We start from the raw sequence: 23,144 nt of genomic DNA on the forward strand, positions 1-23,144 counted from the left end.
GTTTCTCTCTAGAGGGTCGTCATGCCCGGGCTTGACGATCTATTGCTGCATGGAGGACCCTTTGCCCTCCACTAAATCCGCGCAGACGTTGTAATTTGTGCACGCTGCTCGCTTTCGACCGCCCTCACGCCGCCGGTGCGCCCTCGGCGATGAAGCCCAGCACCTTGAAGCCGTTCTCCGGGTGGCCATAGGTCAGCGGCGTGCCGTCCGGGCGGCGGATGCTCCCGCCCGCCGCGACCACCAGCGCATGGCCGGCGGCGCTGTCCCATTCCATCACCGGCGACAGGCGGGGGTAGATATCCACCTCGCCCTCGGCCAGCAGGCCGAACTTGAGCGCCGAGCCGGCAGAGATGCAGTCCGTCTCCCCGAGCCCGTCGATGAGGGCCTGGGTGTCCGCATCGCAATGGGAGCGGCTCGCCGCCACCTTCAGGCCGCTCGAAGGACGGGGGCGGCAGCGGATCGGGGCGAAGCTGTCCGGGGAGACCGCATCCTCCGGGGCGCGGATGGCGCGGAAGGCGGCGCCGGGGGCGGCAGCATAGAGCAGGCCCTTGGCGGGGGCATAGACGATGCCGAAGGTGGGCGTGCCGTCCTCCACCAGAGCGATATTGACCGTGTATTCGCCATTGCCGGAGATGAACTCGCGGGTGCCGTCCAGCGGGTCCACCAGCAGGAAGCGGCGGCCGGGCTCGGGGATATTGCCGCAGGAGGCGGCTTCCTCGGCCACGATGGGCGTGCCGGGCAGAAGCGCCGCCAGCGCCGGGCAGATGAGATCCTCCGCCGCCTGATCGGCATCGGTGACGAGGCTCCTGTCGGCCTTCACACGCGCGGCGATGCCCGCCGCCTCGATGCGCCGGATGGCGGCCCCGGCATCAAGCGCGATGCGGGCGAGGGCGGTGAGCAGGATCATGTTGTCAGCGGCGGATTGGGGCATCACGGCAAAGCTCGGAAAAGGGCTGGATGGCCTGCCGCACCGCAGCGCGCAGGGGATGAAAGTGGTTCTTCATAGGACCAATGGGCGGGATCGCGAAAGCCGTGGGGCTCCCGCTCAAGCTTGTAGCCGGCGAATTCCGCGTATATCAGAGCGCGCACGCGCCGTTCCGCGGGACTCTGGTTGCGCTGCATCGCGATGTGTGCGCCCATCGGTTTCGCGTCCTTCGGCTTCCGGAACCGTTTTACGGATACGCCATGTCTTCCGAGCCCACCGTCACCATCTCGGCCCTCGATCTGGCCGCGCTTCTGTGCTCGCGCGTGTGCCATGACGTGATCAGCCCCGTGGGCGCCATCGTCAACGGCCTTGAGGTGCTGGAGGACGAGGACGCCGCCGACATGCGCGAGGTGGCGCTGGACCTGATCGCCAAGAGCGCCCGTCAGGCCTCCGCCCGCCTTCAGTTCACCCGCATCGCCTTCGGGGCGGCGGGCTCCTCCCGCGCCATGCTTGACCTCGGCGATGCCGAGCAGGTGGTGCGCGGCATGATGGAAGACCAGCGCACCAAGATCGAATGGCTGCTGCCGCGCGAGCTGCTGGCCAAGAACCGCGTGAAGCTGCTCCTCAACATGATGCTGCTGACCGTGATGACCATTCCGCGCGGCGGCACCATTCAGGTGAGCCCGGTGGGCACGGGCGCCGAGATGGGCTTTGCCATCGCCTCCACGGGTGTTTCCGCGCGCATCCCCCAGAGCGTGCTGCCGCTGCTGGCCTGCGAGACGCCGGAAAGCGGGCTCGATGCCCATGCGGTGCAGCCCTTCTATGCCGGCATGCTGGCGCGCGACTGCGGCCTCGTGCTCGGCTTCGCGCAGGATGGCGAGACCGTCACGCTGTCCGCGACGGCGGGCTGAGGGACCTATCCGCTTCTTTCCCGAACAACGGGCGGCCGTGCGGCCGCCCGTTTTCGTTTCTCAGCCTTCCCGTCCCACGCTCTTCAGCGCGAAGATGTAGGACAGCGCCACTTCCTCCAGCCGGTCGAAGCGGCCCGCCGCGCCGCCGTGGCCGGCTTCCATGTTGGTGCGCAGCAGAACCGGATCGGTGCCCGTGTTCTTCTCGCGCAGGGACGCCACCCATTTGGCCGGCTCCCAATAGGTCACGCGCGGATCGGTGAGGCCCGCCAGGGCGAAGAGCGCCGGGTAGGCCTGCGCCGTCACATTGTCCACCGGCGAGTAGCCGCGAATGGTGGCGAAGGCCTCGGCGTCGAGAATGGGATTGCCCCATTCGGGCCATTCCGGCGGGGTGAGGGGCAGCGTGTCATCCAGCATGGTGGTGAGCACGTCCACGAACGGCACTTCCGCGATGATGCCCTTGAACAGATCCGGCCGCATGTTGGCGATGGCGCCCATGAGCATGCCGCCCGCAGACCCCCCATGAGCGACGATGCCTTCAGGTTTCGTAAAACCTTCCTTCACCAGATGCTCGGCGGCGGCGATGAAATCGGAGAAGGTGTTGGTCTTCTTCTTCAGCTTGCCGTCCGTGTACCAGTGCCAGCCCTTCTCGGTGCCGCCGCGGATATGGGCGATGGCATAGACGAAGCCGCGATCCACCAGCGACAGGCGCGTGGTGGAGAAGCTCGCCGGCATGGACATGCCATAGGCGCCATAGCCATAGAGCAGGCAGGGCGCCGAGCCGTCGAGCGGGGTGTCCGCCCGGTAGAGCAGCGACACCGGCACGGTTTCGCCGTCCGGCGCGGTGGCGAACAGGCGGCGGGTGACATAAGCGGCGGGGGCGTGGCCGCTCGGCACTTCCTGCCGCTTCAGCAGGGTGCGTTCGCGGCTTTCCACCTCATAGGCCCACACTTCCGACGGCGTGGTCATGGAAGCATAGGTGAAGCGCAGGGCTTTGGGCGCGAATTCATAGGCGCCGTCGAGGCCGAGCGAATAGGCCTCTTCCGCGAAGGCGATGGGATGCTCGTCGCCGTCGCTCCAGCGATGCAGCACGATGCGCGGCAGGCCGTCCTCGCGCTCGAGGCGAACCAGATGATCGCGATAGGCGGTCTGCGACAGGATCATCCGCCCGGTGCGATGGGGCACCAGATCGCGCCAGTTGGCCTTGACCGGATCATTGACCGTAGCGGTCACGATCTTGAAGTCTTCCGCGCCGTCGGCATTGGTGAGCAGGATCAACAGGCCGGTGCCGTCCGGGCCCGGATGGTGCTCCACGTCATAGCGCAGGCCAACCGAGCGGGCGTTCACCAGCCGGGGCCTGGCCTGCGGGTCGGCGAGATCGAGCAGATAGACTTCGGAGGTCTCGTGGTCGCCGCAGGCGATGAGGCCGAAAGCTTTCGACTGGGTCTGCCCCAGCGACACGAAGAAACCCTTGTCCGGCTCCTGATAGACGAGCGCGTCGGTGGCCGGATCGGTGCCGATCAGGTGGCGATAGACGAGGGAAGGACGATGCTCCGCATCGCGACGGATATAATAGAGTGTCGCATTGTCCGTACCCCACAGGATGTCGCCCGTGGTGTCGATGATGACATCGCCAAGGTTTTCGGCCGTCGCCACATCGCGGATGCGCAGGGTGAAGAGTTCCGAGCCGGCTTCATCGGCGGAGAAGGCGAGGCGGGCGTGATCGGGGCTGTGCTGGACGCCGCCGAGACGGAAGTAAGCCTTGCCCTCCGCTTCCTTGTCGCCGTCGAGCAGGATCACTTCCTCGCCGAGGCTGCCGTCGTCCCGCAGCGGGCGGCGGCAGGCGAGGGGATGCTGGCCGCCGGTGCGGTGACGCGAAAAGTAAGCAAAGGGCCCGTCGGGCAGCGGCACGCCGGAATCGTCTTCCTTGATGCGGCCGCGCATTTCCGCGACCAGCGCGGTCTTCAATGCATCGTGCGGTGCGAAATACGCATCGCAATACGCATTCTCGTCTTCGAGATACGTACGGATGTCGCCATCGAGCACGGATGGGTCACGCATCACCTCGCGCCAGTTGTCCGCCCGCAGCCAGGCATAGGCGTCGGTGAGGGTGACGCCATGCAGCGTGCGCGACTGCGGCCGGCGCGGGGCGGTGGGAATGGGGCCATTGGCCGCAAGAGTCTCAGGCTGCACCGTTATCCTCGCTACTGTCGTCGGAAAGGAGAAAGCGCGCCGGGCTGCTCTTGCGCAAGCGCATAAAGCGTGGGGGCGCATCTTGGGAAAAGCTGTTCGCGGAAGCGGGGGCCGCCGAGCCGTGGCGGACGTGATGCATTCCGAGCGATCTATCTTCCACATTATTTAATATGGCGATGTCGATGAGCGGGTGAAAGCCGGCCCGCGCCCCGAATAACGGGTGTGTTACGGCCGGGGTCGCAGGGAGAGCCTTCCGTCTGCTGTCGCGGCGGGACGCGGAGAGGCTGTACAGCGTGCTGTTCTGTCGCATGACGCGAACAGGCTCCGGGGACAGGCGGCAGAACCAGTCTTCGTGGCTGCGCCGGCTCTTGTCCGGGGAAACTTGGCGGGGCATGGCACGCCTTTTGATACAATTGGATAAGTTCTTCGCGCGTGAGGTAGGTATCGGAGCGGCGAAGCGCAACCGCTGACGCAGCGGCGTGCGCTTGGTGTCGTCGGCGCGGGAGGGTTGCTGCGCAGGATGCGGCATGTGGTCTTTACACGTTATAGTGCTGCTCCGCCTTCTCCCCCTTTTGTGAAAGAGCTGGGAAGAAGAACCGTGTCTTAGCGCAAAATGAACTTGCAATTCATGTCGGATCAACCTAGGTAGGCAGAAGCGGCGCTCATTCGAATCGCTGCGTCGTCGCAGCGTGGGGCGCGCGACAGCGTTAGTGCGAACATTGCCGGCTCGATGGAGCGCGTACCGTCCGAATTTTGATTCAAACTTGAAGAAAGACCCATGAGCGACGCAACGGAATCGACCACCTACATCGAGCTGGCGGCGGATATTGTCTCGGCCTACGTCAGCAACAATTCGGTGTCCGCGACGGACCTGCCTGCCCTCATCAATGAGGTGCATGCGGCACTGCAGCGCGTTTCCAAGGGCGAGAGCGAGGCGGCCCCCGAGCCGTTGAAGCCCGCCGTGCCGTTGAAGAAGTCCGTGACGCCCGATTTCATCGTCTGCCTGGAAGATGGCAAGAAGTTCAAATCGCTGAAGCGTCACCTGCGTACCCAATATAACATGAGCCCCGAGCAGTATCGCGAGAAGTGGGGTCTTCCGCCGGACTATCCGATGGTTGCGCCCAACTATGCCGCCGCCCGCTCGGAACTGGCCAAGCAGATGGGTCTCGGCCAGCAGCGTCGCCGCCGCCGCTGAGATCAAGCTTAGACTGCGCTATCAGGGGCGCCCGCGACAGGACTGTCGCGGGCGCCCTTTGTGTTTTCCGCCGCTTTTTTGACTGTAGAGCATGCGGTCAATCTCGCGACTGCACACATTTTCTCTTGAGCGCGCTCTTATTCGGCGCATTTTCTACTGTGTTTGCAGGTGTGCAAGTATGCACGTCAGGGTCGCGCGGCGCGGACATGCGCGCGCCGGTTTGCTTCCTGCGCGACTGATCATCCCGCCGATCGCCGGGGCATTATCGGGTAATCATTTCCGGCCATCATTCGGGCGCACCGGCGCGGGGCCGGCTGCCCTGCGCGCCAGTGCGGCCATCCGGCAGAGCGCGGCATGCCGGGCGGGATCATAGCCCGGCGCACCCGCGCGGGCGGCCTGCCGCATGGCCCGCAAGGCCGAGGCGATCTGCGGAGCGTCCGGCGCGAACACCGCCAGTGCCGCCGTGCGCCGGCCGATGTCGGCCTCCTTCTCCTGTGTGGTGAAGCCCCGGATTCCGCGCCCCTGCGGCCGCCGCCCGGCGGCGCTTCCTTGTCTGCGTGTCAGGGGGAGGGGCGTGGCAAGGGTTGTCGGCGATGGGGAAGCAACGGGAGGCATGGGCAGGATCCTTTCCGGGCCAGCATGCGCGCCCCTCGGAGGGGTGGGGATGAGCGCAGCGCTCGCCGCCGTCCGTCACTCCTGCGCAAACGCCTGACGCGACTGGACTTTCCGGCCGCCGTTTTTTCTGGAGCGTAACGCTGCGGAGCGGTTTCTTCCCCACCCCCGCAGCGGCGCACGATCTGTCCTCCTTCGGGGGAGGGGGCGGAAGTACGCGCCGATGTGCCCGGTGCGCGCCGGGCTTTGAGGACGCTGCGACCCGTCGTGCCGGATGTGATCCCGGCCACTGCTCGCATTGATAGGCATAAATTCTCTGCAATGCACGCACTGCTGCGCATGCCGGGCAAGTTATTTGCAGGCAATGGTTTTTGTGATGGCGGCGGGGGCGTTCCCTGTGTATTTTGCTTGTGGACATGGGACGATGATCGTAGGAAATTAATCCTTTACTCAGGAGAATTTCCATGACCTGTCTTATTCCTCGCGGTCCCCTGTCCCGGCGCCGCCGCCATTGTTCCCGCACCTGCTCCGTGTCGATGCTGCTGGCGCGCACGCCGCTGGCCTTGCCCGCGCCTGCGGCGGCGCCCGTCCTGCCGATCCCGGCCCAGGATGCCGATCCCGCCTTCCTGTGCCGCCTCGCGACGGCGCTGGCGGCGCGGCGCCGGGCGGCGGCCGGCCCCGCCCCGGAGGGCGCACCGATCGTCAGTGCGCGCCAGCTCGCCATGTATCTGGCCCATGTGGTGCTGGGCCTGTCGCAGGTGCAGGTGGCCCATCGTTTCGGCCGTGACCGCCGCACCGTGGCCCATGCCCTGAAAAGGGTGGAGCAGCGCCGCGACGAGGCCGGCTATGACGCCGAGGTGATCGCCGCCGAGCAACTGCTGCGCTGGGTGGTGCAGCCATGAGCCCGCGCGCCCGAAGGATCACGCTCGCCGGCACCACAGGCGAGCCCGCACCAACCCAGCCCGCCGGCAGCCCGCCGCCGGTGCGCCGCGCCGGCCGCAAGCCGGATACCCGGAAGACGGCGGCCCGGCATCGCGCCACCCGCACCGTGCGGATGGACGGCGAGAGCTGCACCGTGCTGGCGGACGAGAGCCCGCTGGGCTGGCTGGCGAGCCGGCGGGGACGGGATGGGCAGCCGCTCATTTCCACCGCCCAGTTCGCGGCCGGGGAGCGGCTGCGCACGGACTTCACCACCGCTCGCCTCACGCCCCGCGTCACCACCGACTGGTCGGTGCTGGGATCGGGCGGTGGCGGCAGTCCGGGCAGCTTCTCCGATGCGGTGCTGGCCGCCAAGGCCCGGCTCGCCGCCGCACTGCGGGCGGTGGGGCCGGAACTGAACGGCGTGCTGCTGGATGTCTGCTGCTTCCTCAAGGGGCTGGAGACGGTGGAGGCCGAGCGCCAATGGCCCGCCCGCACCGCCAAGGTGGTGCTGGGCCTCGGGCTTGACCGTCTGGCCCGGCATTATGGCCTGGCCGGGGAGGCGCAGGGCCGGGCGCGGTCGCCGCTGCGGCATTGGCGTGCCGCCGAAGGGCCGGACGGCGCGGGCTGACGCCCCGCGCCGAACCGGCAGGCGGGCAGGCCCGGCACCGGCGGATGCCGTTCCGCCGGTGCCGGCGCCTGCCCGGTTTTCGACCCCCATGCAGCCGGGCGGACAGGTTGCGCCGCGAAAAGATGGAGCAAAACCGCGCATCGGGCGTTGATCGACTGGTGCCGGAGCGGCGTCTTGGCCATTGGGGATGGTACTTTTGTGGCTAAAGGCGCAGCCCGGCAATCGTAAAGCCAAGCGGGGATCAGCACCTGATCCGGTCCATGTCTTGCCGGTGCCGGCACCGGAACGGACCTTTCCGTATCCATCCGTGGGCTCATCTTTCGGGCGATGCAGAACAGCTTTCCCTGATCGGAGCACCACTGGACCATTGTGTCATCGCGGAGTTCCCGATGAAGCGAATGCTCGTCACCGTCTTCCTCTTCCTCGCCCTGCCGGTGTGGTCCGCCCAGGCCCAGCAGCCCGAGGCGCCGCCCGCCAATGCCGCCGCAGCCGATCCGCTGGGCGAACTGGTCAAGGTGATGAAGGATGACAGGTTGCGGGGTGAGCTGATCCGCAAGCTGGAAGAGGTGCAGCCCGGCACCGCGCCCGCCGGCGGCACCCCCGCTGCAGTGCCTGCCGCCGCTCCCGCCGCCGCGCCGGAAAAGCCGGCGGATGACGGCAAGGCGGTGCTCGGCAATGGCGGCCTCGTGGCCGGCGTCATCAGCTGGCTGCGCGATCTCGGCACGAGATTGCCCACGGCGGCCCTTGGCGCGCCCATCGACGTCAAGCTGGATCAGGCCGGCGACCAGATCGAGCGCCGCCTCTCCGCGCCCGAGGTGGGCGACCAGTTGCGCGACTTCGGCGTGCGGGCCGTGCCGGGCTGGCTGATCATCACGGCGGTGGCCTTCATGACGCTGCTCTATATCCGCCGCCGCATCCGCACCCGCGTGGCGAAGTCCGCCACCGTGGGGCAGGTGGCGCGGGAGGCGTCCATCCGTGGCCTGCTGGGCCTGCTGCCGCTGGTCGTCTGCCTGTCCATCGCGGCACTGTGGCCGCAGGTGCTGGGCCTGACGCGGCAAAGCGCGGTGATCTTCTTCAGCTTCACGGTGCCGCTGGCGGTGGGGCTCTCCATCGCCGAGCTGCTGTCCTGCGCGCTGGTGCTGCTGGCGCCCTCGAAGGGCTGGCGGATCGTGGCCTATGCGCAGCGCCGCCTGACCCCGCTGGCGGGCCTGCTCGCGGGCGTGGCGGTGGCCGGCTCGCTGATGGCGCTGCCCGAGCTGCGCAGCCTCATCGGCCCGGCCACGGCGGACATCCTCTCGCTGGTGCTCGACCTCGCGGTGCCGCTGATCGCGCTCCATGTCATCGTCAGCCAGCGCCGCACGGTGCGCGCGCTGATCGTGAAGGGCCACCACGCCAGCGCCGAAGCCGCGCCGTGGGATCGCGCCACCCAGTGGCTGGGCGCCCACTGGCATCAGCTCGGCATGGTGTTCGTGGTCATGAACATCGCCACCCGGCTGTTCGGCACGCAGGGCAGCGGCTTCATCGTGCAGTCCTTCCTGTCGGTGGCCCTCATCGTGCTGGCGCTGATCGTGTCGGCGGCGCTCAGCCGGTTTGGCGAGCGCCGCAACAACCGCGTGCGCCGGCCGGTGCGCGCGGCCACGCGGGTGATGGTGCTGGATCGCCTCGGCAACATGGGCTTCCGGCTGGTCCAGTTCGCCATCGCTCTGGTGGCGGTGATCGCCTGCCTCCAGCTCTGGAGCGTGGATGTGATCACCTGGGCCAACAGCCGCGCCGGCGCCTCGGTGGTGGGGCCGATCGTGTCCATCGCCATCGTGTCGCTGGCGGCATGGGTGCTGTGGGTGGTGCTGGATGCCTGGATTTCCGGCGTGCTCACCCCCGCCGACGCCCGCCATCAGCGCTCGGCGCGGGTGATGACCCTGCTGCCGCTGCTGCGCAACGTGGCGTTCGTGGCGCTCTCCGTGCTGACGGTGATCGGCATCCTGTCCAATCTCGGCATCAATGTCGCGCCGCTGATCGCCGGTGCCGGTGTGGTCGGCCTCGCGGTGGGTTTCGGCTCCCAGCAGCTGGTGCAGGACGTCATCACCGGCCTGTTCATCCTGCTGGAGGATACGCTGGCCATCGGCGACGTGGTGGATACGGGCGGGCGCTCGGGCACGGTGGAGGCGCTGACCATCCGCACGGTGAAGATCCGCGATGGCGACGGCGCGCTGCACTCCATCCCCTTCTCCACCATCAAGGCGCTGAAGAATTCCTCGCGCGGCTTCGGCGTCTATACGGCGGGGGTGACGCTGGATGTGAGCGCCGACGTGGAGCGGGCCATCGAGGTGTTCAAGGAGGTCGGCGACGAGGTGCAGAAAGACACCCGCTTCCGGGGCAAGATCATGGCACCGCTGGATGTCTGGGGCGTGGACGTGGTGGGCCTCGACGGCATCGTCATCAAGGGCGCGATCAAGACCCTGCCGTTGCAGCAATATGGCGTGGGCCGCGAGATCAATCGCCTGCTCAAGGAGCGTCTGCAGGCGGCCGGCGTCCGCCTCGCCTCCCGCGTCCCGGCCTTGAGCGGGACGGCGGAAGCGGCGTGAGGGTGTGAAGAGGATGCGGGGCGCGCGGGTTGCGCGCGCCCCGCACGCTTTCAGATGTCGTACTGCCAGCGCGCGGGCGCGAAGGCGTAAGCATTGCCGCTGCGCACCACATGGCCGGGGCCGGGGAAGACGAGGTGCATGCCGGACACGTCCAGCCCGTCCGCCGCCGCCATGTCCAGCATGGCCTTGCGGGTCTTCACCGCCAGCGCGCCGTCCACGTCGAACACCACGCCCCACGCCGGTTGCGCGAATTGCAGGTGCGGCACGTGGATGATGTCGCCCCAGATCAGATGCTGGCGGGCGCCGCTCGCCACCCGCACCCCCACATGGCCCGGCGTGTGGCCGGGCAGCTCCATGATGGTGACGCCGGAGACGACCTCCTGCCCGTCGCGCTCCAGCAGGGTGGTGCGCCGGGCATAGGCGTTGAGCGCCGCGCGGGCGGCATCGAAGGCGCCCCTGAAGTCGGCGGGCGCGCGGGTGCGCATGGCATCGTCGGTCCAGTAGGCCCGCTCCTTCGCATGCACCAGCAGTTCCGCATTGGGGAAGGCGGGGGCACCGGCGGCGGTGAGCATGCCGCCGATATGGTCCAGATGCAGATGGGTGATGAGCAGCACGTCGATGCTCTTCGGGTCGATGCCGGCCGCAGCGAGGTTGCGGTTGAGCTTGCCTGCCCCGGCGCCCAGCGCGGTGCCGCCGCCGGTGTCCACGAGGATGCGGCGCTTCGGGGTCTCGATGAGATAGGCGTTGAAGTCGATGGGCAAATCGCCGGGCGGCACGAAGGCGGCACGGCCGAGCGCATCGGCTTCCGGCCTGGTGGCGCCCGTCACCGCCGCCAGCGGCAAGGTGCCGTAGCCGTCGGCGATGGCGGTGATGACGCTGTCGCCCACCGGGATGCGATAGACGCCGGGCACCTGCGCCCTTGGGACGGGGGGCTTCGATGCGGGGCCGGCGGCGGTGGCGGCGGCGGGCAGGCCGATGGTCGCTGCGGCGGCAAGGCCGGTGACGGCGAGACCGGCGTGCGAGAGCAGGCCGCGACGGGAAAGGGGGAGAATGTCGGTCATGGATGCCTTCCAGCACAGGTTGTCGGGGCTGGAGATCGCCTTTACAAAACTGACTTTCAATTCACTGATCCGCACAGGATCTGTTCAGTTTTGTACGAGGCCCATCCCTTGGAATGGAGTGACCTGCGCATCTTCCTCGCCGTGGCCCGCACCGGCACCCAGAGCGCCGCCGCCAAGGCGCTGAACCTCAGCCATCCCACCATCGGCCGGCGGCTGCGGGCACTGGAGGCGGCGCTCGGGCAGGCGCTGTTCCAGCGCACGGCGGAGGGGTTCGTGCTCACCGACGAGGGCACGGCCATTCTCGCGCTGGCCGAGGAGATGGAGGAGGCGACGCAGGCCATCCGGCGCCGGGTCTCCGGCGCGGAGGCCCTGCTGGCCGGGCGGCTGCGTGTGTCCTGCTCGGATTGGGTGGGCGCGTTCGTGCTGCCGGAGGTGGTCGGTGCCTACGCCGCCGCGCATCCGCAGGTGGAGGTGGACCTCTTGAGCGCCAGCCGGCTCTACAGCCTGGCCCAGCGCGAGGCGGACATCGCCTTCCGGGTGGTGCCGTTCGAGGAAGCGGACATCGTGCAGCGGCGCCTCGCCGTACTGCCCTTCGCCGCCTATGCGGCAGCGGACGTGGCGCCGCGCGTGGGCGCAGGCGGGGCCGGGCTGACGCTGATCGAGGATGCGCCGCACGGCGAGCGCGACGTGCTCGCCCAGAGCTGGCTCAGGCAGCGTCTGCCGCAGGCGGGGCGGGTGTTCCTGTCCAACAGCCGCACGGTGCAGGCCCGGCTCTGCGTGGCGGGCGTGGGCCTTGCCTGCCTGCCCCGCGCCGTCGGCGACCGGACGGCGGGGCTGACGCGCCTCGATCTCGGCGCCGAGCCGCCGTCGCGTGAACTCTGGATGGGCTACCACCGCGACCTGAAGCGCCTCACCCGCTTGCGCGCCTTCGCCGATACGGCGGTGCGGCTGCTGGCGGGGTAGGGCCGTATCCGGCCGCCCTCAGGCTTCCGCCAGCACCGCCTGTGCGTCGGCGCGGATGCGCTCGACCATGGAGCGCAGGCCGTTGGAGCGCTGGGGCGTCAGATGGCCCTCAAGGCCGATCTGGCGGAACACCGCCAGCGCATCGGTCTTCAGGATGGCATCCGCGCTCTTGCCCGAGAGAATGGTGAGCAGCACCGCCACGAGGCCGCGCACGATATGGGCATCGCTGTCGCCCTGATAATCGAGCACGGTGCCGTTCGGCCCGTCATGACGGGTGCCGATCAGCCACACCTGGCTGGTGCAGCCCTGCACCTTGTTCGCCTCGGTGCGCAGCTCCTCCGGCAGCGGCGGCAGCTCCTTGCCCAGCTCGATCACGAAGCGGTAGCGGTCCTCCCAGTCGTCCAGGAGGGCGAAGTCCTCGATCAGTTCCTCGACGGACTTGCCCGAGGCGGCGGTGTTGGCTGCGTCCATGAAACACTCGTCCTGAAAGCGCGTCCGGGTCCGGCCGGCGAAGGCTCAGGTCGAACGGAAAGCTCGGGTTTCGCCGCGCGGGCGGCATCGTGCTTTCCATATAGGCGCTGGCAGCGCGGCTTGGAAGGAAAAGGGGACTCTGGCTCTCAGGCCGGGCGACGGGGCGGCAGCGGCATGCCGGGGGCAGGGGCTGCGGGGGCCGCGGGCTCGCCGCTCCAGGCGGGGCTCAGATCCTGCGGGGTCAGGCCATGGGGCGCGGGTTGCGCGGCGTTCTGCTGGGCGGGTTCGGGCAGGGCCGGGCTGTGCTCGCCCTTCTGGGCGCCGATGGTCTCATAGACCCAGCGGGCACCGGCCTGCGCCTTGTCGGTGATGTGGCTCAGCATCTCGCCGCCCACCGCGCACGCCTCCGGCTGGCGCTGGCAGAAGCCGCGCGCATCCGAAATGGCCGCCTGCACGGCGCCGAACGCCTCGAACGCGCCCACCTGCCTGCCGCCATCGGAGGTGAGGCCGATGGGCAGGATGAGCAGGATCAGGCCGATCCAGAAAGCCATGCGGATCAAGAAGAACATCACGCCCTCATGCGCACCGGATATGGGCTGCCTGTCGGCTCGCCCCTGCGAAATCCCGAAACCGCCTCCGCCGGCCTCGAACCTCGAACTACCTTGGCCGAAGCTAACAGAGACAGGCGCGCGAGGCAGCGGAGCGGGGCCCTCGCCCTCCACTTCTTTGCAAGACATCGTTAACGCTGATGCCACCTGACCCTGCCGCCACGACACCCTGCCGCAGCTGTGCCCTGGCCGGGGCCGGGGCGTTTAGGGTTCGCTTAAAGCCTTCCGTGCCATGGTCCTGCCATTGTCACTGAGGGCGCCGCTGGGGCGCCGGTCTCACGGTGGGCAGATGGACTGGGTCTTGAGCGATCATCGGCAGAGCGCAGGCAGTCTCGGAGCGGAGCGCACGCAGGCGCCCGCGCGCCGGGGGCTTGCCTCCATGCGCGACCTCGCGGGCGTCGGGCGCTACAGCGCCGCCGGCCTCGGGGCGCTGGCGCTGATGTGCGCGCTGGCCGGCGGCGGCCTGCTGCTGGCGGCGGCCATCGGCCTGTCCGAGAGCGGCGTTGCCGAAGGCGGCTGGCTGCTCGGCTGCGGCCTCGTCTCCGCCGCCCTTGCGGCTGTGGCGGCGGGCCTCTCGCTCGCCGCCGAGCGTCTCGACCGCTCCATCATCGGTGCCGATTTCGCCCTCGTGACCCTGCATGGCCGGGCCGGCGAGGTGATCCAGCTGGAACATGCCGACGGCCCCCGCGCGCATCTGCCGGACGATGCCTTCGCCGGGCAGGGCCTGTTCGACCGCGTGCTGGTGCCGGACCGTCCGGCGTTCCTCAATGCGCTGTCCGCCGCCACCGCCGGGGCCAATCCGGCCGAGAGCCTGTGCGAGGTGCGCCTGCGCTGCGAGGCCGAGGGCGCGGCCCCCGATTTCGTGTGGATGGAAATGCGCTGCCTGCCGGCCGGCGAGGAGCGGGCGCGGGTGCTGTGGCGCGACATTCATGTGGCCAAGCTCCAGGCCGAGGCGGACCATGTGGCCCGCGCCGAGGCCGAGCGCGCCAATCTGGCCAAGAGCCGCTTCCTCGCCGCCATGAGCCATGAGCTGCGCACGCCGCTCAACACCATTCTCGGCTTCTCCGAGCTTTTGGCCACCGACACCGATCAGCGCATCGACCCGCGCCGCAAGGAGGACTACGCCCGCATCATCCACGAGAGCGGCCAGCACCTGCTCGGCGTGGTGAACGACATCCTCGACCTCTCGCGGGTGGAGGCGGGCGCCTACGAGCTGTCCTTCGAGGCGGTGGACGTGCCGCAACTGGTGGACGGCTGCGTGGAGATGATCGCGCTCGACGCGGCGCGGCGTTCCATCAAGGTCACGAGCATCCTGCCCGCGCGCCTGCCGCGCCCCATGGCGGATGCCCGCGCGGTGCGCCAGATGGTGCTGAACCTGCTCTCCAACGCTGTGAAGTTCTCCGAGCACGGCGGCCATGTGGAAGTGAACGTTTCGGCGCAGAACGGCGTGCTGGGCATCGCCGTGCGCGATGCGGGCGCCGGCATGACGGCGGACGAGCTGGCCCGCCTCGGCGAGCCCTTCTACCAGACCGGCGATGCCGAACGGCGCGCGCGCGGCAGCGGCCTCGGCCTCGCCGTGGTGCGGGCGCTGGTGCAGCTGCATGACGGCGCCTTCGACGTGGCGAGCACGGTCGGCGGCGGCACCACCGTCACCGTCAGCCTGCCGGTGAAGCGTTCGCCCTCGGTGCTGCAGAGCGTGGTCGCCCCCTTCTCCCGTGCGGGCGAGGATGACGTGATGCGCGCGCCCGCCACCGGCCTTGCGGGTACTGGCCTTGCAGGGCTTGCCGGCCTTGCCGGCGAGGGGCGCCGCTTCGCATGAGGATCGACTTCGGCAACACCCGCGAGGATAGCCGCGCGCCGCAGAGCGATTATGAGCGCGGCTACGACGCGGACGATTTTGATGATATCGCGGGCGGCGATCCCTATGCGGAGATGCAGGCGCTGAAAGCCGCCCGCCGCCAGCGCCGCCGCGATTTCGCGGCCGGTACGGTTCTGGCCGCCGCCACGGTCGCGGTGCTGGTGAACGTGTTCGCCTTCCAGCACGGCAACAAGCCCAATTTCATGTTCGGTTTCGCGCTGCCCGACACCATCCGCACGCGCCTCGCCCTCGATCCCGTCGAGCCGGCCGCACCCAAGCCGGCGCCCAACGCGCCGCAGCCCTCGGCGGCCATGACCGCGCCCGCGCCGCTGGCCTCCGTTGCGCCCCAGCCGGCGCCCGCGCCTGCGGCCCCGGCCGGCCCGCCGACCTCGCTCACCGCGCTGATCAACGGCACAGCACCGGCCCCGGCCCGCCAGCCGCAGCCGGTGGTGGCGGACGTGCAGCGCGAACTCGCCCGACGCGGCTATTATGACGGCCCCGCCGATGGTCTCACGGGGCCGAAGACGGAGGCCGCCGTGCGCGCCTTCGAGCAGAGCGCGCGGGTGCGTGTCACCGGTGAGGCCAATGAGGCCACCCTCAACCAGATCCGCCGCAGCACCGTGAATGCGGGTGCCGGCGGCATGCTCCCGCCCGCCAGCGTGCCGGGGGGCGGCGACGTGACCGGGGCCATCCGCCCGCCGGGCAACATGCCGTCGTCATCGCGGGTGCTGGGCGTGCAGCGCACGCTGGCCAAGCTCGGCTACGGCCCGCTGAAGGTGACGGGGCAGATGTCGCCGGAGACCCGGCAGGCGGTGCAGCGCTTCGAGCGTGACCGTGGCCTGCCGGTGGACGGTGAACTCTCCGACCGCATGGTGCGCGAGCTTGCCACCGTGTCCGGCATGGCGATTGACTGATCGGATGATCAGGGAGTTCCGCGCATGCGGCTGAAGAGTGCCATTTTCGTTTCCGCTCTGCTGCGCCGTGCGCAGGTGGAGGGCGCATTCGCGGCGGTGCGCCGTCGCGGCGCGGAGGAGGCGGGCGCCATCTTCGTGAAGGTGACACGGCTCGACGGCACCGCCGCTTTGTATGGCCCGGCGCCGCAGAGCGAGATCGAGGAAAGCTTTCCGGCGGACCGCATGTTCGCCCCCGTCGTCGCTCCCGGCGCGCCGGAAGCGGATGCGGAGGCGCGCATCACCAAGGAAGTGCGGTTCGATCCGGACCTGTGGCTGGTGGAGATCGAGGACCGAGAGGGCCGCAGCTTTCTGGATCTCGCGCCGGAGTGAGTTTTCGCTCAGCATTCTGGCGCGTGCCTCGGCATAGAGCGCACCACGCTCCCTCTCCCGCTTGCGGGGAGGGGTGGGGAGGGGGCCGCGCGCAGCGCGGGACGGCGCGTCGTTCCCCGTCTCCTGACCATCAGCCCAATAGCGGGTCCACCCGGACTGCCCCCTCCCTAGCCCTCCCCCGCAAGCGGGAGAGGGGACATGTCGTGCGGGCGGGGAGGGCGCTCATGGTTGCGGGAGCTCAGGGCTGCGGGAGCCGGGCGAAGGGCACTTATGCAGCAGAAGCCCGGCCAGCAGGCCATCCGGCCCGTGTGGACAAAACATACGCACCTGCCCTTTTATGACCGCATTTACCGGTCATAAACCATCCCAGAGCGACAAAGGCTCTCCGCGCCGCATCGGCGCTTTTCACCCCGACATAACATCAAGCAAGAGCCGATCCGGTCGGCCAGCCGCAATCGTCGCGCCAATTGATCGACGCCAGCGGCAGTTTCAAGGACATCATGCATAATCTGAAGACCAAGACGCCCGTCGTGCGTCCGACCACTACCCCCGTTTCCGTCAAGCCCCATCAGCCGCCCTGCGGCATGACCCGCGAAGACCTGCGCCAGATCATCCTCGAACAGATCGGCTGATCAGCGCCTGCGCCGCGCGCCTCTTCCCTCACGCCTCGGTCAGCGAGCGCAGGGGGCCGAGGCCGGCGAGATGCACGCAGTTGCGCCCCGCGATCTTGGCCGTATAGAGCGCCTCGTCGGCGCGGGCGTACAGACTTTCCGCCGTATCGCCGTCAAGCCCCGGAGCCACCCCCGCCGAGAAGGTGTAGGCCAGCTCCGGATGCTCGGCGATCGGCCGGGTGGCGCGGATGGCGTCGAGCATATGCTCCACGCGCACGCCCGCCGCCTCCAGCCCCACCCCCGGCAGCACCAGCAGAAATTCCTCGCCGCCCACGCGGCCGAACGTCTCCACCCGCCCCACGAGGCGGTGGATGCGCACGGCAAGGTCGCGCAGGATACGGTCGCCCACATGGTGGCCGTAGCGGTCGTTGATATGCTTGAAATGGTCGAGGTCCAGCACCGCAAGGCTGCCCAGCCCGCCATCCGGCCCCGGCCGCGCCAGCATCTCCTCGATGCGGGCGATGACGAAGCGGCGGTTGGCAAGGCCGGTCAGCTCGTCCGTGTGCGAGGCCCGGATGGCGAGATCGCGATCCTGCCGCACCTGCCTCTGGCCGGCGCGCATGGAGGTGATGTCGCTGGCGATGCACAGCATCCAGCCTTCCTCGTCCACCGTCTCCGTCATCCAGAGCCAGCGCCCGTCGTGCAGATCGGTCTCGAAGGCGCGGAAGCGCGTCTTGCCGCGCCGCGACACGGTGGACAGCAGCCAGCCCTCGAAATCCGTGGCGCGGATCACCGTGCCACGCCCGAGCGGGAAGTTGCGCCGCATCAGTTCCGCCCAGGTCGGCGTCTCGCCCCGCTCCAGAAAGAAGGCGGCGCGGAAGGCGGCATTGGCGGCGCGCAGGCGGTCGGTCCCGTCATACGCCGCCATCAGGACGGGGGACTCTTCGTACAGGTCGAGGAGCTTGCTGCTCAAAGGGTCCATCTGATCGACGGGTCCAGGATCTACGGGGCCAAGATCTACGGCTCCATGCGGACACGCTTGCCGTGCCGGATGGGCGCATCATAGGAAATAACGGCCGTTGTCGCACCTGTGTCGCGGGTTCCTGCGGTGGCGGGCGCCCGCCCATGCCCCGCTGCCGTTGCGGATGGCTTTCCTCTTCGCCGCCAACGCTCTAGACGTTAAGGCAGACGCAGAAACAGCGCACGGGAAGGCGGCCATGGAGACGGTCGAGGTCGGAGAGATTGTCATTGGCGCGGGTGTGGTGGGGCTCGCCTGCGCGGCGGCCCGCGCCCGGCAGGGCCGCGAGGTCTATGTGCTGGAGGCCGGCCCGCTCATCGGCTCCGGCATTTCCTCGCGCAACAGCGAGGTCATCCATTCCGGCGTCTATTACGAGACCGGCACCCTGCGCCACCTGCTCTGCGTGGAAGGCCGCCGCCGGCTCTATGCCTATTGCGACCTGCACGGCGTCGGCCACCGCAAATGCGGCAAGCTGGTCGTCGCCACCAATGACGCCGAGGCCGAGAAGATCGCCGGCATCGCCGTGCGCGCGAAGGAGAATGGCGTCGAGAATACCGAGCTGATCGACGGCGCCGCCGCCATGGCGCTGGAGCCGGCGCTCAATGCGGTGGCGGCGCTGAATGTGAAGGAAACCGGCATCCTCGACACCCACGGCTACATGCTGGCCCTGCAGGGCGAGGTGGAGGATGCGGGCGGCGCGGTGCTGCTGAACCACAAGGTGGTGTCCGGCACGGCGCGGGCCGGGCGCTTCACGCTTCAGCTGGAGACACCCGAGGGGCCGCTGGAACTGGTGGCCCGCTCTCTGGTGATCGCCGCCGGCCCGTGGACCCATCAGGTGGCCGGGCGCATCGCCGGCTACGACATTTCCGGCATTCACCCGCTGGTGCTGGCGAAGGGCTCGTATTTCTCCTACGCCGGCAAGCCGGTGTTCTCGCGCCTCATCTATCCCGCGCCCATCGACGGCGGGCTCGGCACCCATGTGACGCTGGACCTTGCCGGGCGCATGCGCTTCGGGCCGGACGTGGAATGGCTGGAGACGGGCGATCCGGACGCGGTGAACTTCGCCGTGGATCCGGCCCGAGCCGAGGGCTTCTACGCCAACGTGCGCCGTTTCTGGCCGGGCCTGAAGGACGGCGCGCTCACGCCGGACTATGCCGGCGTGCGGCCGAAGCTGGCCCTGAAGGGCACGCAGGCGGATTTCCTCATCCACGGGCCCGAAACCCATGGCATCGAGGGACTGGTGGGGCTGTTCGGCATCGAGAGCCCGGGCCTCACCTCCTCGCTCGCCATCGCCGATCGGGTGAGCGGCCAGCTGGAACCGGCGGCGGTGGCGGCCTGAATCCCATCCCAATGGTGCTTCGGTGTGGTTTCTGATCCGCTCGCCTGCGGCATATGCGTTTTGATGGCTTCACCAGCCAAGCTTCAGGAAACCTTCAGGTTGGATCGACGTTACTGTCATACGATCCACTCTGGAGGACAGGGCCATGTCGTGCGTGGTTCCATTCCCGACCGAGCATCCCCGAACCCGCGCCGCCGTCACGGGCGGCGCCAGTGCACAGATCTACATCCTTCCCGTGGTGCGCATCGAGCGTCACCCCGAGACGGAACTGCCGATGCCCAAGGTGCCGATGCCGCGTAAGCATCATCATCCGCTGGCGCCCTTCTTTTCCGGCGGAGACTGGCGCGCCCGCTGAGCGGTTACGCCCCCGCCAGGAACGCGACAGCGCGCCAATGGCGACGCCCGGCTCATGATGCCCGGGCCTGGACGCCCGGCCGGCGACGACTTCACTCGCCCCCGCTCTTGCGTGTTTCTCGCCCCTCGCTCTTGCCCCTTGGCCCTTGGCCATGGCCTCCGGACCGCGCCCGGCGCGGCGGCGCTTCATGCCCGAGGCATTTGCCTGGCCGGCCTCTCTCGGGCGTCCGCATGCAATGAAAAAGATTGGCCGTATCGCGGTTATTTCAGCCAATACATGTGATGGAAATAACACGCTCCCCGTCTTCTCGATCTCGGCCCCGCGCGGCATCGTAAAAACTGGCGCAACGACTATCCTCCGCTTGAGACCATGCTAGGCTACCTCCCGATTTGTTGCGGTGGGGACTGCGTCGTGTCGAAAAAGGCCTCTCTTACGTCGTCTCTGCTGACGTCCTGCGCCCATTTTACGGTGGTGGGGCTCGCGCTGTGCGCCGGCAGCGGCGCCGCGCTCGCGCAGTCGCTGTCGCCCTATTCCGGCGTCACGGACTCCTTCCTCGGCAGCGGCGCGCTGATGCCGGCCTCAAGTCCGGGCACCGCAGGCACCATCGATACCAGCGGGCTCGTCAGCACCATCAGCATCATCTCCTCGCTGGCGGTGGGCTCAAGTTCGGGCGCGACCAGCTATACGACGCTGGATTACGGCACCACGGGCACCTTCCTCACCGGCATTCGCGGCAACACCATCGTCGGCAATTACGTGGTGCCCGGCACCACCGCCACCGGCGGCCTGCTCTACAATATGAGCACCGGCCAATGGTCGGCCATGCCGGAGGCGACCGCCAATGGCGTGAACTATCCCGGCGCCATCGGCTCCTCGCCCTATGGGCCGAGCTTCGGCAACATGGGCGGCGTGCTGCGCACGGTCGGCAGCTACATCACCTCCGCGTCCTCGCCTTACGATCTCAGCTATCTCTATGACGCGGCGGCCGCGCCCGGCCAGCAGCTGACCACGCTGGTCTATCCCAGCTCAGGTAGCGATCCGACCCTCTACACCATTGCCCACTCGACCTTCGGCAACACGGTGGTCGGCAATTACGACACCCGCCTCGCCACCGGAAATGCCTTCATCTACAGCATCTCCACCGGCACCTATGTCACCAACAACATGCCCGGCGCGGTCAGCACCACCGCTTATGGCGTCTATGGCGACATGATCGCGGGCGGCTATGCCAATGTGGCGCCGGGCGGCGGCATCGGCTTCGAGCACGGCTATCTCTACAACACGCTCACCGGCACCTGGACCACCTACGACCATCCCGGCGCCATCATCACCCATCTGGAAGGCATCACCGGCGCCGGGCGCTCGGGCGAATACAACATGGTGGCCGACTGGGTGACGGCCGATGGCGTGGTGCATGCGGGCGTGCTGCATGTGGACGCGCTCGGGGTCGCCACCTGGTATGAGATCAACATCCCCGGCGCGGCGCTGGTGTCCTCCAACTCCGCTTATGGCGACACGGTGGTGGGCATCTATCTGCTGCCGGGATCGAGCACGCCCTATGGCTATGTGGCCACCATTCCGGGCATCTACAATCCCATCCGCAACACCGGCACGCTGACCTCGGATGCGGTGAATACGGCGGCTCTGTCCGGCCGCAAGGGCGACGACATCGTCAACAGCGGCACCGTGCTGATGACCGGCAATGGCGGCGTCGGCATGCGCGGCGAAACCTATGGCGTGCTGACCAACCTCGGCACGGTGCAGGCCACCGGCGTGGTCGGCGCGGCGGTGGAACTGCACGGCGTCTACGGCACCTTCCTGAACTACGGCACCATCCAGGCCCCCGCCGTGGCGGACGCCTTGCGCACCGGGCCGGACAGCTACGGCACGGTGATCGTGAATGCCGGCGTCATCGACGGCCGCATCGCCGCCACCGCCGGCCCGGAAAAGCGGTTCGAGAACAGCGGCTGGCTGGGCGTTTCCGGCACCGGCGTCTCCATCACCCATCTGCTCAGCGGCACCTTCGTGCAGACCGCCGCCGGCACGCTCTCCCTGCGCGTGACCTCGACCGGCAACGACTTTCTGGGGATCACCGGCACCGCCCGGCTGGCCGGCACGCTGGCGGTGCCGTTCCAGACCTCGACGCTCGCCAACAGCTACAATCTCATCGCGGCCACAGGCGGCATCAGCGGCACCTTCACCACGCTCGCCACGTCGGGCCTGCCCTCCTATGTGGGCGCGTCGCTGGATTATTCCACCAACAACGTGGTCCTGAAGCTCACCTCGCAGATGGCCCAGCAGGCCGGCTTCTCGGCCAATCAGTCGGCGACCGGCGGGGCGGTGGACAGCGTCTTCAACAGCGGCGTCACCTCCGCCACGGGCAATGCCACGGCGGCGGCGCTGGGTAGCCTCTATGGCCTCGGCCCGGTCCAGCTTGGGGCGGCGCTGAACGCCTTGTCCGGCGAGGCCCATGCCAGCGAGCAGTCGGTGCTGCTCACGGACGGCCTGTTCACCCGGCAGGCGCTGCTGGGGCGGCTGCGGCAGCTCTCCTATGGCGGGGCATCGGACGCCACGGCGGCGCTCGGCTATGGTGGCGATGCACTGGCCTACAGCGCCGATCCGCAGGGCAAGCCGAGCGGGGCGGGTGCGTCCATCGCCAAGGCGCTCAAGGCTCCCGTGACGGAGCCCGACCAGACGCGCGGCCTCGCCATGTGGGCGCAGGGCTATGGCAGCTGGGGCAGTCTCGACGGCAATGGCAATGCATCCGGCATCAGCACGTCGCTGGGCGGCATCCTGGCCGGCTTCGACAAGCGCCTCGGGCCCGACACCACCATGGGCGTGGCGCTGGGCTATTCGCAGTCGAACGCCACCGTGGGGGCGCTGGCCAGTTCGGCGCAGGCGGACAGCGGCATCATCGCCGCTTACGCCGGCACGAACCTTGGGGCGTGGAGCCTGCGCGGCGGCGTCAGCTACACGCTGAGCCAGGTGGACACCACGCGCACGGTGCAGGCGGTCGTTTTCGCTGACCGCGCCAGTGCCCAGTACAATGCGGGCCTCGCGCAGGTGTTCGGCGAGGTGGGCTATGGGCTGAGCTATGGCGCTGTCGCGCTGGAGCCGTTCGCCGGCCTCGCATGGGCGCATCTGAACACGCAGGGCTTCACCGAGACCGCCAGCGCCGTGGGGCTGACCAGCGGTGGATCCTCGTCGGACGTGGGCTACAGCACGCTCGGCCTGCGGGTGGCCAGCGACATTGCGCTCGCCAACGGCATGGTTCTGGCGCCGCATGTCTCGGCCGCCTGGCAATATGCCTTCGGTGATGTCACTCCCACCGCCGCTTTGGGCTTCGCCGGCCTCACCGGCACCGGCTTCACGGTCTCTGGCGTGCCGATCGCCGCCAATACCGCGCTGTTCGACGTGGGCGCCGACCTCAAGCTGAACACGGCGGTGAAGGTGAGCCTGTCCTATGTGGGCGAGTTCGCCTCCAGCGCGCAGCAGAACGCCGTGAAGGGCAGCTTCACCTGGAATTTCTGAGGGGGGCGCGGCGGCGGATCGGCAGTCAACGCGCGCTTTCCCAACAAAGCGCCGTCATGGCCGGGCTTGTCCCGGCCATCCA

The 23,144-nt window shown here is 68.7% G+C and carries 20 protein-coding genes; 13 read left to right on the forward strand and 7 right to left on the reverse strand.

Annotation, left to right across the window (positions count from 1 at the left end):
* Window positions 1-124: 124 nt before the first annotated feature.
* Window positions 125-931 carry a 3'(2'),5'-bisphosphate nucleotidase CysQ gene (cysQ, locus tag IEW24_RS05075; RefSeq protein WP_188577383.1) on the reverse strand — a complete coding sequence of 269 codons (807 nt, stop codon included), beginning with the start codon at window positions 929-931 and terminating at the stop codon, window positions 125-127.
* 254 nt (window positions 932-1,185) lie between these two features.
* Here cysQ and chpT point away from each other — a divergent pair, with 254 nt between their 5' ends.
* Window positions 1,186-1,836: a histidine phosphotransferase ChpT gene (gene chpT, locus IEW24_RS05080; protein WP_188575996.1), complete on the forward strand. Its 651-nt coding sequence runs from the start codon at window positions 1,186-1,188 to the stop codon at window positions 1,834-1,836.
* 60 nt (window positions 1,837-1,896) lie between these two features.
* Here the strand turns inward: chpT and IEW24_RS05085 are convergent, their stop codons facing one another.
* Entirely contained in the window at window positions 1,897-4,032 is a 2,136-nt protein-coding gene (locus IEW24_RS05085; RefSeq protein WP_373870030.1) for a S9 family peptidase, read from the reverse strand.
* A gap of 772 nt (window positions 4,033-4,804) precedes the next feature.
* On the opposite strand from IEW24_RS05085, the gene IEW24_RS05090 reads away from it, so the two are divergent.
* Window positions 4,805-5,221 carry a Ros/MucR family transcriptional regulator gene (locus tag IEW24_RS05090; RefSeq protein ID WP_188576000.1) on the forward strand — a complete coding sequence of 139 codons (417 nt, stop codon included), beginning with the start codon at window positions 4,805-4,807 and terminating at the stop codon, window positions 5,219-5,221.
* A 273-nt stretch (window positions 5,222-5,494) separates the two neighbouring features.
* On the opposite strand, the gene IEW24_RS05095 is transcribed toward IEW24_RS05090, so the two are convergent.
* Complete coding sequence (locus IEW24_RS05095) at window positions 5,495-5,836, reverse strand: hypothetical protein (RefSeq protein ID WP_188576001.1); 342 nt, start codon at window positions 5,834-5,836, stop codon at window positions 5,495-5,497.
* A gap of 461 nt (window positions 5,837-6,297) precedes the next feature.
* Between IEW24_RS05095 and IEW24_RS05100 the strand changes: the two genes are divergently transcribed.
* The 3 genes from IEW24_RS05100 to IEW24_RS05110 all read left to right on the forward strand — a co-directional run bounded on the left by IEW24_RS05100 (window position 6,298) and on the right by IEW24_RS05110 (window position 9,964).
* Entirely contained in the window at window positions 6,298-6,735 is a 438-nt protein-coding gene (locus IEW24_RS05100) for a helix-turn-helix domain-containing protein (protein WP_244644165.1), read from the forward strand.
* Entirely contained in the window at window positions 6,732-7,382 is a 651-nt protein-coding gene (locus IEW24_RS05105; RefSeq protein ID WP_188576004.1) for a DUF6456 domain-containing protein, read from the forward strand. The genes IEW24_RS05100 and IEW24_RS05105 overlap by 4 nt, the downstream gene beginning before the upstream one ends.
* 389 nt (window positions 7,383-7,771) lie before the next feature.
* Window positions 7,772-9,964 (forward strand): mechanosensitive ion channel domain-containing protein, encoded by a 2,193-nt coding sequence (locus IEW24_RS05110; RefSeq protein WP_188576005.1) that lies wholly within the window; start codon window positions 7,772-7,774, stop codon window positions 9,962-9,964.
* 50 nt (window positions 9,965-10,014) lie between these two features.
* On the opposite strand, the gene IEW24_RS05115 is transcribed toward IEW24_RS05110, so the two are convergent.
* The gene (locus tag IEW24_RS05115; protein WP_188576006.1) at window positions 10,015-11,025 is read right to left on the reverse strand and encodes an MBL fold metallo-hydrolase; all 1,011 of its coding nucleotides are present in this window, start codon (window positions 11,023-11,025) and stop codon (window positions 10,015-10,017) included.
* Window positions 11,026-11,133: 108 nt separating this feature from the next.
* Here IEW24_RS05115 and IEW24_RS05120 point away from each other — a divergent pair, with 108 nt between their 5' ends.
* On the forward strand, window positions 11,134-11,988 hold the full coding sequence (locus tag IEW24_RS05120; RefSeq protein ID WP_188576008.1) for a LysR family transcriptional regulator: 855 nt from the start codon (window positions 11,134-11,136) through the stop codon (window positions 11,986-11,988).
* An 18-nt stretch (window positions 11,989-12,006) separates the two neighbouring features.
* Here IEW24_RS05120 and IEW24_RS05125 read toward each other — a convergent pair whose 3' ends face one another.
* Entirely contained in the window at window positions 12,007-12,459 is a 453-nt protein-coding gene (locus tag IEW24_RS05125; RefSeq protein ID WP_188576010.1) for a SufE family protein, read from the reverse strand.
* Window positions 12,460-12,605: 146 nt separating this feature from the next.
* Window positions 12,606-13,028, reverse strand: coding sequence for a DUF5330 domain-containing protein (locus IEW24_RS05130; protein WP_188576012.1), 423 nt, complete (start codon window positions 13,026-13,028; stop codon window positions 12,606-12,608).
* Window positions 13,029-13,368: 340 nt separating this feature from the next.
* On the opposite strand from IEW24_RS05130, the gene IEW24_RS05135 reads away from it, so the two are divergent.
* The 4 genes from IEW24_RS05135 (at window position 13,369) to IEW24_RS05150 (ending at window position 16,840) form a co-directional block, all read left to right on the forward strand.
* Window positions 13,369-14,886, forward strand: coding sequence for a sensor histidine kinase (locus IEW24_RS05135; protein WP_188576014.1), 1,518 nt, complete (start codon window positions 13,369-13,371; stop codon window positions 14,884-14,886).
* Window positions 14,883-15,839 carry a peptidoglycan-binding domain-containing protein gene (locus IEW24_RS05140; protein ID WP_188576016.1) on the forward strand — a complete coding sequence of 319 codons (957 nt, stop codon included), beginning with the start codon at window positions 14,883-14,885 and terminating at the stop codon, window positions 15,837-15,839. The genes IEW24_RS05135 and IEW24_RS05140 overlap by 4 nt, the downstream gene beginning before the upstream one ends.
* 24 nt (window positions 15,840-15,863) lie before the next feature.
* On the forward strand, window positions 15,864-16,208 hold the full coding sequence (locus tag IEW24_RS05145) for a DUF1491 family protein (protein WP_188576018.1): 345 nt from the start codon (window positions 15,864-15,866) through the stop codon (window positions 16,206-16,208).
* A gap of 467 nt (window positions 16,209-16,675) precedes the next feature.
* Window positions 16,676-16,840 (forward strand): hypothetical protein, encoded by a 165-nt coding sequence (locus IEW24_RS05150; protein ID WP_188576020.1) that lies wholly within the window; start codon window positions 16,676-16,678, stop codon window positions 16,838-16,840.
* Window positions 16,841-16,868: 28 nt separating this feature from the next.
* Here the strand turns inward: IEW24_RS05150 and IEW24_RS05155 are convergent, their stop codons facing one another.
* Window positions 16,869-17,801 (reverse strand): GGDEF domain-containing protein, encoded by a 933-nt coding sequence (locus IEW24_RS05155; RefSeq protein ID WP_188576021.1) that lies wholly within the window; start codon window positions 17,799-17,801, stop codon window positions 16,869-16,871.
* Between the two features lie 235 nt (window positions 17,802-18,036).
* Here IEW24_RS05155 and IEW24_RS05160 point away from each other — a divergent pair, with 235 nt between their 5' ends.
* The 3 genes from IEW24_RS05160 to IEW24_RS05170 all read left to right on the forward strand — a co-directional run bounded on the left by IEW24_RS05160 (window position 18,037) and on the right by IEW24_RS05170 (window position 23,062).
* Window positions 18,037-19,176, forward strand: coding sequence for an NAD(P)/FAD-dependent oxidoreductase (locus tag IEW24_RS05160; RefSeq protein WP_188576023.1), 1,140 nt, complete (start codon window positions 18,037-18,039; stop codon window positions 19,174-19,176).
* Window positions 19,177-19,321: 145 nt separating this feature from the next.
* A complete protein-coding gene (locus IEW24_RS05165) occupies window positions 19,322-19,531 on the forward strand; it encodes a hypothetical protein (protein ID WP_188576025.1) in 210 nt (69 codons plus the stop codon).
* A 411-nt stretch (window positions 19,532-19,942) separates the two neighbouring features.
* A complete protein-coding gene (locus IEW24_RS05170) occupies window positions 19,943-23,062 on the forward strand; it encodes an autotransporter outer membrane beta-barrel domain-containing protein (protein WP_244644166.1) in 3,120 nt (1,039 codons plus the stop codon).
* Window positions 23,063-23,144 lie beyond the last annotated feature (82 nt).

This window comes from Azorhizobium oxalatiphilum (assembly GCF_014635325.1).
Taxonomy (GTDB): Bacteria; Pseudomonadota; Alphaproteobacteria; order Rhizobiales; family Xanthobacteraceae; genus Azorhizobium; species Azorhizobium oxalatiphilum.

Excerpts from the sequence above, each read along its gene's own strand:
- cysQ (WP_188577383.1), bottom strand. The coding sequence starts at position 931 with ATGCCCCAATCCGCCGCTGACAACATGATCCTGCTCACCGCCCTCGCC.
- chpT (WP_188575996.1), top strand. The coding sequence starts at position 1,186 with ATGTCTTCCGAGCCCACCGTCACCATCTCGGCCCTCGATCTGGCCGCG.
- IEW24_RS05090 (WP_188576000.1), top strand. The coding sequence starts at position 4,805 with ATGAGCGACGCAACGGAATCGACCACCTACATCGAGCTGGCGGCGGAT.
- IEW24_RS05095 (WP_188576001.1), bottom strand. The coding sequence starts at position 5,836 with ATGCCTCCCGTTGCTTCCCCATCGCCGACAACCCTTGCCACGCCCCTC.
- IEW24_RS05100 (WP_244644165.1), top strand. The coding sequence starts at position 6,298 with ATGACCTGTCTTATTCCTCGCGGTCCCCTGTCCCGGCGCCGCCGCCAT.
- IEW24_RS05105 (WP_188576004.1), top strand. The coding sequence starts at position 6,732 with ATGAGCCCGCGCGCCCGAAGGATCACGCTCGCCGGCACCACAGGCGAG.
- IEW24_RS05110 (WP_188576005.1), top strand. The coding sequence starts at position 7,772 with ATGAAGCGAATGCTCGTCACCGTCTTCCTCTTCCTCGCCCTGCCGGTG.
- IEW24_RS05115 (WP_188576006.1), bottom strand. The coding sequence starts at position 11,025 with ATGACCGACATTCTCCCCCTTTCCCGTCGCGGCCTGCTCTCGCACGCC.
- IEW24_RS05125 (WP_188576010.1), bottom strand. The coding sequence starts at position 12,459 with ATGGACGCAGCCAACACCGCCGCCTCGGGCAAGTCCGTCGAGGAACTG.
- IEW24_RS05130 (WP_188576012.1), bottom strand. The coding sequence starts at position 13,028 with ATGTTCTTCTTGATCCGCATGGCTTTCTGGATCGGCCTGATCCTGCTC.
- IEW24_RS05140 (WP_188576016.1), top strand. The coding sequence starts at position 14,883 with ATGAGGATCGACTTCGGCAACACCCGCGAGGATAGCCGCGCGCCGCAG.
- IEW24_RS05145 (WP_188576018.1), top strand. The coding sequence starts at position 15,864 with ATGCGGCTGAAGAGTGCCATTTTCGTTTCCGCTCTGCTGCGCCGTGCG.
- IEW24_RS05155 (WP_188576021.1), bottom strand. The coding sequence starts at position 17,801 with ATGGACCCTTTGAGCAGCAAGCTCCTCGACCTGTACGAAGAGTCCCCC.
- IEW24_RS05160 (WP_188576023.1), top strand. The coding sequence starts at position 18,037 with ATGGAGACGGTCGAGGTCGGAGAGATTGTCATTGGCGCGGGTGTGGTG.
- IEW24_RS05165 (WP_188576025.1), top strand. The coding sequence starts at position 19,322 with ATGTCGTGCGTGGTTCCATTCCCGACCGAGCATCCCCGAACCCGCGCC.